This window comes from Emticicia sp., assembly GCF_049241225.1.
Taxonomy (GTDB): Bacteria; Bacteroidota; Bacteroidia; order Cytophagales; family Spirosomataceae; genus Emticicia.
The window spans coordinates 43,272-51,932 of sequence record NZ_JBMLRC010000051.1; the positions used below are offsets into that span (position 1 = coordinate 43,272).

Sequence of the window (8,661 nt, forward strand, 5' to 3'; positions counted from 1 at the left end):
GAACAATTTAAGATAGATTTTGCAGCAGCCGAAGGCGGTGCAGATATGGTTTTACGCTGGGATAATACCGAGGTTAAGGTTCCGATTCGTTTGTAAATCAAGATAATAATATTGGATGAACAAAGAAACTTTCATTGCCGTTTGCTTTAGCTGACGGATTGCTAAAAAAAGAACAAATATGACTTTAGTCTAATCATATTCTTTAGACTAAAGTCATATTTGTTTAATCATTTAAGTACCGTCAGCTAAAGCAGACGGCAATGAATACTATCTTTTTGTAAGATTTTGAGCTTTTTTATTCTCTAAATCTTACAAAAATATGCTCATCATAAAGTTTCCCTTCTTTAAATAGCGATTGTTTCAAAATGGCTTCTTTATGAAAACCTGCTTTTTCCAGCACTCGCATAGAGGCGAGATTATATTCAAAAACGCCAGCGTATATTCGGTGAATATCGTAGTTTTTGAAGGCATACTCAATAATTTCGGTGATGGCTGATGAGATGATGCCTTTGCCCCAATGTGCTTCACCCAGCCAATAGCCTATTTCGGCATTTTTGCGGTAAATATCATCTTTAAGCAAAATGCCAATGCCGCCAACTGCTTCATTCTCAACCACAATAGCAAATGTTTCGGGCGAATTTTGTGCAATTTTCACCCAACCGTGTGCTTCTTCGATGGTGTAAGGATGCGGAAAAATATCTTTCAGGTTTCGCCAAATATTATAATTATTAGCATTTTTCGTGAGCGATTCTTCATCGCCCGACTGCCATTGGCGTAATGTGTATGGTTGGAGCATAGGCAGATATTTTATTTTACCTCATAACTAATCTCTTGGCTATCAAGTAGCTTGGTGATGCGTTCGCTTGGCGAAAAAGCTACGATTAATTCCTTTTTGCTGATTTCATCGTCTTCGTCAATCCATTTCCAATCTTCACAAGTGGCGTCGAGCAAATCGAGCAATGTTGGTAGTTTATCGGGGTTGCGTTCTTTTTCTACGAATGAATCTGAATTTGTGATGTAAATAGCAATTTTACTTTGCTCCAACCACGATAAATCATTGAGCATTTCATCGAACGAGTCGAGGTTAAACCCGAAGTATTCGGGAAAACCAAGTACTTTGGCAACTTCTTCGTAAAAACCTCTGAGCGTATGTGCTTTTTGGCCATCTATCTGAGCGATATGATAGCCATTTAATGTTTCTAAATTATTGGTTATAAGGAAATTAGGCATAAAATAAATAAATGAATGAGTGCATGAACGAATGAGTGAATAATTTCCGAAAATTAGAAAATTACAATCATTTTGTTTCAATTTCAATAAATGTCTTGTAATGATTTTTGGTATAATAGGCTCTCCCGTCTGAGCCAGTTACGAGTCTTTCTGCACCCCGATTTCGGCCTTTTTGTTTGGGGTTTACATCCCATTCTTGGTAATTGATTCGGCGTCCATTTTCATCTTTTTGGGGAAGTAATTTTTCGTAATTGCCAAATTTACGTCCACCAACATAGCCTTCGGGGGCTACACCATTTTCTTTGATGTATTTCAGCACTTCATAGACTTTCTGCGGAATTTTACTCTGTTTATTCGATTGATATTCAAGAGTTTTTTCGTCAGTTTTTCTGTCTTTTTTACTCTCTTTTTGCTCAGCTTGTTGCGTTGATGGCTCGGCAGCTTTATATGATTCTTGTTTATTAGCCTGTCGGCAGCCCAAGAGTGTTTGGCTTACCAACAAAAGTATAAAAAGTATGTTTTTAAGAACTATTTTCACGAAACTTCTATGGTTTTAATTCAACGAAAAAGCGGGTACTTTCATCACTACTGCATTATTAAACATGAGTTCGGTGATGGTTGGGTGCATGTATTCGATGAGTGGAAACTCTCCGATGATTCTCATTACTTCCAGTTCATCATCGGCATTGACTACGCACCAAAGGCGGTCACGCTCCATTGAGAGGGCGTAAGATTGTATCTTTCCATCTTCCAAAAGCTGATTTACTTTCATTCTTTGGGCAGGAATTTTTATAATTAATTTTTCTGGAAATGGGTTTGGCAATTCAAACTCGACCATAAATTGGCTCATATATTTTTAGTGGGCTTTTTGTTTAATACAATTAATGGAAATGTAAAGTATTTATAATCAGAAACTTGTGCAAAAGTAAACTTTCTTTTGTAATAAATTTCTACACTAATATAAACAAGTTTTCTAAAAAAAACGTTTACTTTGCAGAACTTATCTCAAAAGGGGTGCCTTAATATAACGGGCTGAGATTATACCCATTGAACCTGTACACGGATAATGCCGCCGCAGGGAAAGAGAGTACTTTTAGGAAAGTCATGACTTCCAAAATTGTGCTCAAATTTATTCAATTTAAAATTTTGTCAAATCAAAACAGCAAGCTTGCGGTTTATTCGTGCGTTTGATGCTGTTTCGACAGGATTTTGCTCCTTTCTCCTGTTGTTAAAACTTTCAAAAACAATGAAAAAATTAACAACATTTCTTTCAGTCAACAGTCAGCGGTCAACAGTCCACAGTTTTTTTTCAAAACCTGCCTACTGCCTACTGTCAATTGCTTACTTCCTGCTACTCACTGCAAATGCTCAAGATTCTACTTCAATCAGACAGCTCAATGAGGTGGTGGTAAGTGCTACTCGTGCCAATCAGAAAACTGGTATGGCGTTTACGAACGTCTATCAAAAAGACATCAAAAAAGTAAATTTGGGCCAAGATATGCCGTTTTTGCTCAATCAGTTGCCTTCAGTAGTAGTAACTTCTGATGCAGGTGCGGGCGTAGGCTATACGGGTATCAGGATTCGTGGTACTGACCCGACTCGTATCAACGTTACGCTCAACGGAATTCCTTACAATGATTCCGAATCGCAAGGAACTTTTTGGGTGAATATGCCCGATTTTGCTTCTTCGGCACAGAGTATTCAAGTACAGCGTGGCGTAGGAACTTCGACCAACGGTGCAGGTGCTTTTGGTGCGAGTATCAATATCAACACTTTAGGTTACGAGCAAGATGCATTTGGCGAAACCAATATTTCGGTTGGTTCATTCAATACGCTGAAAACCAATTTGATGGCGAGTACAGGTTTGCTAAATAATCATTTTGTTGTCGATGCCAGATTGTCAAAAATTACTTCTGATGGCTACATCGACCGTGCTTCTTCTGATTTGAAATCGTTTTATGTGTCGGCTGGCTATTATGGCAAAGATAATTTCGTAAGATTCAATGCTTTTTCGGGAAAAGAAAAAACGTATCAAGCTTGGGAAGGTGTTCCTGAAAGATTTTTAAAAACTAACCGCACTTTTAATCCATATACATATGATAATCAGGTAGATGACTATCAACAAGATAATTATCAGTTGATTTCTTCCTTTAAACTCAATCAAAATTGGACGTTCAATCCAACTTTATTCTATACAAAAGGAAGAGGTTTTTATGAGCAATTCCGTGAGCGTCAGTCATTTGCTAACTATGGTTTACCAAATGTAATTATTGGCAGAGATACCATCAAACGAACCGATTTAGTGCGTAGAAAATGGCTTGATAATGATTTTTATGGCGTGACATATTCGCTTGATTATAACTCTAATAAGAAGTTTTCGGCCAATATCGGTGGTGGTTGGAATAAATACGATGGTGACCATTTTGGCGAGATTATTTGGGCAAGAAATGCTTCAACTTCTAATATTCGTTATCGTTGGTACGAAAGTAATTCGATAAAAACCGATTTTAATATCTTCACAAAAGCTTATTATCAAGTATCAGAAGCCTTGAATTTCTTTGGTGATTTGCAATACCGAACTGTTAGTTATGATATAAAAGGCGTGAACGACGACCGAACTGACATTACGCAAGGTTCTGATTATCAGTTTTTTAATCCAAAATTTGGCGTGAATTATCAATTGAGTAAAACTTCTTCGGTTTATGCTTCTTATGCAGTTGGTAATAAAGAACCGAGCCGTCAAGATTTTGTGGATAATGCTCAAGCTCCTTTGGCTGAAACATTGCGTGATTTGGAAATCGGTTATCGCACGGTTGGACAAAAATTGAGCTTTGATGCAAATTTCTATTACATGAATTATAAAAATCAGTTGGTGTTGACTGGACAAGTCAATGATGTTGGAAATGCAATCAGAGTAAATGTGCCACAAAGTTATCGTGCTGGTTTGGAGTTGATGGCGAACTGGAAGTTGGCGTCTAAATGGGCGTTATCGGCTAACACCACTTTCAGCCAAAACAAAATAAAGAATTTCACGGAAACAATTGTGAATTATGATGGCGATGCGAACCAAATCAATAGTTTATCAAAAACTGATATTTCGTTTTCGCCAAATTTGATTGCGGGCGGGCAACTTTCGTATAATCCTACTAAAAACGTTGAACTGGCATTAATGACAAAATACGTAAGCAAACAATTTATGGATAATACATCGGACGATAATCGTAGCCTTGATGCGTTTTTTGTGAATGATATTAGAGCGAGTTATTCTATCAAGCCCAAGGCGGAACGCCGCCCGATATTTAAAGAGTTGACTTTCAATTTGTTAGTTAATAATATCTTTAATCATTTATATGAGTCGAATGGCTACACATACAGCTACATTGCTGATAGACAGATAATTACCGAAAACTTCTATTATCCGCAAGCAGGTACAAATTTCTTGTTGGCTGTGAAAGTGAGGTTGTAGGAATTGAGAAATAGGTTTTTTTAACGTCGGCATGGCTCAAAGCCATGCCGACGTTGTTTATATGAAGTTAAATCCAACCGCCCGCACGATATTCTCGTTTCACGAAAGCATTAGCTTCATCAAAATTGGTGATTTTCATATTTTTCCCATCCCACAAGAGTTTTTTTCTGCCGATAAACTTATTTTTTGAATTTCTCATCAAAAACGAACGAACGGCCAAATTTCCCATTAAAACAGTTTCGGTCAATGGCCCAGATTGGTCGAACGACGAACTTGTATAAGTGCCAAAACCCGATTTACAGGCTTTTACCCATTGTTGTTGGTGGCCGTTTACATTGCCTTCCACAACTGGACGTATTGGGTCGGGTAATTTTATGTTTTCAAATTTTCCGTTGAGGAAAACCTTCGGATTATCGCCAAAAATCTCGCAAGCCAGTACGCCTTTTGTTCCGATAAACATCACGCCACCGTCGATGCTCGTAAAAATTTTATCATAATCGCAGCCTTCGGGAAGTCTCGGACGAATACCACCGTCATTCCAAGTAAGATTGATTTCTTTAAAGTTTGTACTCGTTGGATTCGGAAATTTGAGGTGAATAGATGCCGATGGCGGACAAACATCATCGAAAAATGCTTCTTTGAAGAAATCGGCATAGACTTGTCCAACCGAACACTCGACCGAAGTTGGATAGCCCAAATTCAAGGCACGGAAAGGGACATCCATGAAGTGGCAACCCATGTCACCCAAAGCTCCCGTACCGAAATCCCAATATCCACGCCAGCGGAATGGCATATAAGCTTCGTGGTAGTCTCGCATTGGTGCAGTGCCGAGCCACAAATTCCAGTCAACTTCATTCGGAATTGGCTGTTTTTCGCCTTTATCTTTAGGCGATTGTACACCCTGCGGCCAAACTGGTCTGTTTGTCCAAACCTCCACCGAATGTACTTCACCGATTGTGCCATTCTTGATGATTGCCTCCGTAATTCTTGTGCCTTTACTGCTACTACCTTGGTTGCCCATTTGCGTTACAACTTTATATTTTGCCGTTGCTTCGGTTAGTTGTCGAGCTTCCCAAATATCGTGGGTGAGAGGTTTTTCTACGTAAACGTGCTTATTTAACTGAATCGCCGACATCGCAATCGGGTAGTGCATGTGGTCGGGCGTAGTCACGATTACGGCATCAATATTTTTGCCTTCCGACTCCAACATTTTTCGGTAATCTCTAAAATACGGAGCATTCGGAAATTTTGCTCGAAACTTGGCTGATTGTCGGTCATCAACATCGCAAAGAGCTACTATATTGTCAGAGCCATTGTTATAGGCCTGCGGAATATTAAAATCGGCTTTTCCGCCACAGCCAACGGCCGCAATATTGAGTTTATCGCTCGGTGCTACGAAGCCTTTGCCCAATACATGGCGAGGTACAATCATAAAACCTGCGGAGGCTAAAGCACTACTTTTGAGGAAATTACGGCGTGAGTTTTGTTGTTTTTTGTCGTGAGAGTTGTTCATGCTGATAGAAGGTTGAATTTTTACGAAATGTAGAAAAAAATTGGGGAGGAAAAAAGAGAGAGGTACATGAAAGGTGTTTTAAATATTATAGGAATGTTTTATATGCGAAAAGAAACTCGTTTGAGATGAGACAGGCTATTTACGTCTTTTTTGTAGTAGTTTTTTTGTAACAGGAATGATAAATGCTAAAGCATTGTCAGTCAACGCACAATAATCCTGAAAGGATGATATGATTATAATTAACAGTCATAATCAATAAATCTGAACCCTGAAAGGGTGAAATATCACCCCTTCAGGGTTCTTGTGAATGAGCGGATTCATTTCTTCTTCTATAATTATGACAGCCTTTCAGGCTTACCCTAAATCTTATGCGTTGGTCTGAAAACGTTATTACAAACAATTATCCTAAGCTGATTTTCATATATTTGTGTATCAAAACAGAAATTTTATGGCGAGTGTTGCACAAAAACTAAGCCCGATACAAGTGCATTTATTACGTTTTTTTAGCGAAAAACCAATAAATGACCAAGAGACCTATGAGTTACAGCAACTTATAGCAAGGTTTTATGCCCAAAAAGCCGATACGCTCATGGATGATATTTGGGAAGAAAAGGATTTTGATGATGCAAAAATGCTTGAAATCTTAGACACCACAAAAAAGGCGTAATTCCTACAGAAATTACGCCTTTCAATATTTTGTAACAATTTAGAAAATTGTTTTACTACACCGTTTGTTTTTCCAAATTGAATAAATCATTTAATACATCAATCAAAGTTTCGGCTTCGCCACGTTTACAAGCAGCTTTTAGCTGAATCACTGGTAATTTGATGATTTTTTGCATCATACTGGCCGTAATTTTGTCCATTTTTTCTGCTTCTTCGGCCGAAAGTTCTTTCACAAAACGAGCCATTTCTTCTTTTCTGATTTGTTCCAATGCCCCTTTCAATTTCTGAATCGTTGGCGAAACAATCATTTCTTGCGACCAATTATTGAATTCACCAATCGCATCGCTGATGATGCTCAACACTTGCGGAATCGCTTCCATACGGCGTTGAAGAGCTTCATTGGCACGGCGTTGAATTGTATCCAAATCGTAAGCAACTACGCCCGTAACTTCCTCAATATCAGTCGCAATGCTATTTGGCACCGAAAGGTCAATCAAGTATTTTACGGCAAGCGTTTTATCTTTCAATGTTTCTTTCGTGATAATCGGAGACTCGCAACGTACTGATGAAATTACAATATCGGCATCTAAAATATTTTGATTAACAAATTGATAATCAGCTACTTCAAAGCCCAATTCGTTGGCAAGTTTTTGTGCTTTTTCTAAAGTCCGATTCGTAATCGTGATGTTTTTATATCCTTTATCAGCTAAAGTACGGCATACATCTTCACCAATTTCGCCCAAACCAACTACCAAAACTTTCGGATTGCTCAAAAGCGGTAAGAAAGTTTCCATTACTTCCACGGTTGCATAAGAAGTAGAGGCCGCTCCATCACGGAACGAAGTTTCTTGAACTACTTTTTTGTTGGTAAAGAAAATAGTGTGGAGCAAACGGTGTAAAAACGGCCCAGCCATTTGTACATCAGCTGCCCATTGGTAAGCGTGTTTTACTTGGTTCGGAATCTGCAAGTCGCCGACTACTTGTGAGTGCAAGCCCATCGAAACTTCAAATAAATACCTTACGGCCTCGTTGTGGTCGTCGATTATCTCAAAATATGGGAGAACTGCGTTTGAGTTGAGTACTTTTTGGCTGGCAATCAATCGAATAATCGATTCACCTAAATTATTTTCTGAAACGTAATAAACCTCTGTACGATTGCAGGTAGAAAGCACAAGCACTTCCGAAACATCAAACGTTTCACGCATCTTTAGCATCAAAGCTTTAGATTCTTCTTCGTTAAGTGCAATTTGGCCTCTTAGTTGTAAAGGGGCTTTTTTATGCGAAATCGTTATTGCTTTAAATAATCCGTGCATCTTTTCTAAAATAGTTTGCAAATTTACGGTCAGAATCCTTACGATGGATATGATTTCTATCAGTTTTTTTAATTTAGAATCATTCTAAATTAATTTAATGTTTAATTCGAATTCAACTTAAAAAAATACAAAAATCTAAAAGTATTTTGAAGCCTATTTTTTCGTTAGTCTAATGATGGCTCAAAAGTATCGTATTTAATTAATTGACAGAAAAAAATGGGTTAAATGACAAGTTTTGGGTTATTTGACAAACTTTTACTTGTTGCTCTATTTTCATTATTATCTACGACAATATCCAATAAATAGTTTGCCCAAAGCAGAGGAAATAGATGAAGTGTATTTAATTTAGAATAGTTCTAAATAACTTAATCAAAATATAATTCGATATTGAGTATTTTTATTCAATCAAATTGAAAATTTATGGCAAAGAGAGAAGTTTTTGTAAATATTTATGAGCAAATAACAGGTTGGCG

Annotated in this window: 8 protein-coding genes; 2 read left to right on the forward strand and 6 right to left on the reverse strand. The window is 37.8% G+C overall.

Annotation, left to right across the window (positions count from 1 at the left end):
* Window positions 1-295 precede the first annotated feature (295 nt).
* The 4 genes from ACOVO2_RS03515 to ACOVO2_RS03530 all read right to left on the reverse strand — a co-directional run bounded on the left by ACOVO2_RS03515 (window position 296) and on the right by ACOVO2_RS03530 (window position 2,080).
* Entirely contained in the window at window positions 296-796 is a 501-nt protein-coding gene (locus ACOVO2_RS03515; protein WP_421768639.1) for a GNAT family N-acetyltransferase, read from the reverse strand.
* Window positions 797-807: 11 nt separating this feature from the next.
* Window positions 808-1,230 (reverse strand): barstar family protein, encoded by a 423-nt coding sequence (locus ACOVO2_RS03520; protein ID WP_421768640.1) that lies wholly within the window; start codon window positions 1,228-1,230, stop codon window positions 808-810.
* 67 nt (window positions 1,231-1,297) lie between these two features.
* Window positions 1,298-1,768 carry a ribonuclease domain-containing protein gene (locus tag ACOVO2_RS03525; RefSeq protein WP_421768641.1) on the reverse strand — a complete coding sequence of 157 codons (471 nt, stop codon included), beginning with the start codon at window positions 1,766-1,768 and terminating at the stop codon, window positions 1,298-1,300.
* 15 nt (window positions 1,769-1,783) lie between these two features.
* The gene (locus ACOVO2_RS03530; protein WP_421768642.1) at window positions 1,784-2,080 is read right to left on the reverse strand and encodes a muconolactone Delta-isomerase family protein; all 297 of its coding nucleotides are present in this window, start codon (window positions 2,078-2,080) and stop codon (window positions 1,784-1,786) included.
* Between the two features lie 396 nt (window positions 2,081-2,476).
* On the opposite strand from ACOVO2_RS03530, the gene ACOVO2_RS03535 reads away from it, so the two are divergent.
* The gene (locus ACOVO2_RS03535) at window positions 2,477-4,696 is read left to right on the forward strand and encodes a TonB-dependent receptor (protein WP_421768643.1); all 2,220 of its coding nucleotides are present in this window, start codon (window positions 2,477-2,479) and stop codon (window positions 4,694-4,696) included.
* Between the two features lie 67 nt (window positions 4,697-4,763).
* Here the strand turns inward: ACOVO2_RS03535 and ACOVO2_RS03540 are convergent, their stop codons facing one another.
* Window positions 4,764-6,209: a Gfo/Idh/MocA family oxidoreductase gene (locus ACOVO2_RS03540; protein WP_421768644.1), complete on the reverse strand. Its 1,446-nt coding sequence runs from the start codon at window positions 6,207-6,209 to the stop codon at window positions 4,764-4,766.
* Between the two features lie 448 nt (window positions 6,210-6,657).
* Here ACOVO2_RS03540 and ACOVO2_RS03545 point away from each other — a divergent pair, with 448 nt between their 5' ends.
* The gene (locus tag ACOVO2_RS03545) at window positions 6,658-6,876 is read left to right on the forward strand and encodes a hypothetical protein (protein ID WP_421768645.1); all 219 of its coding nucleotides are present in this window, start codon (window positions 6,658-6,660) and stop codon (window positions 6,874-6,876) included.
* Window positions 6,877-6,931: 55 nt separating this feature from the next.
* Here ACOVO2_RS03545 and hemA read toward each other — a convergent pair whose 3' ends face one another.
* On the reverse strand, window positions 6,932-8,188 hold the full coding sequence (gene hemA, locus ACOVO2_RS03550) for a glutamyl-tRNA reductase (protein ID WP_421768646.1): 1,257 nt from the start codon (window positions 8,186-8,188) through the stop codon (window positions 6,932-6,934).
* Window positions 8,189-8,661: the final 473 nt, after the last annotated feature.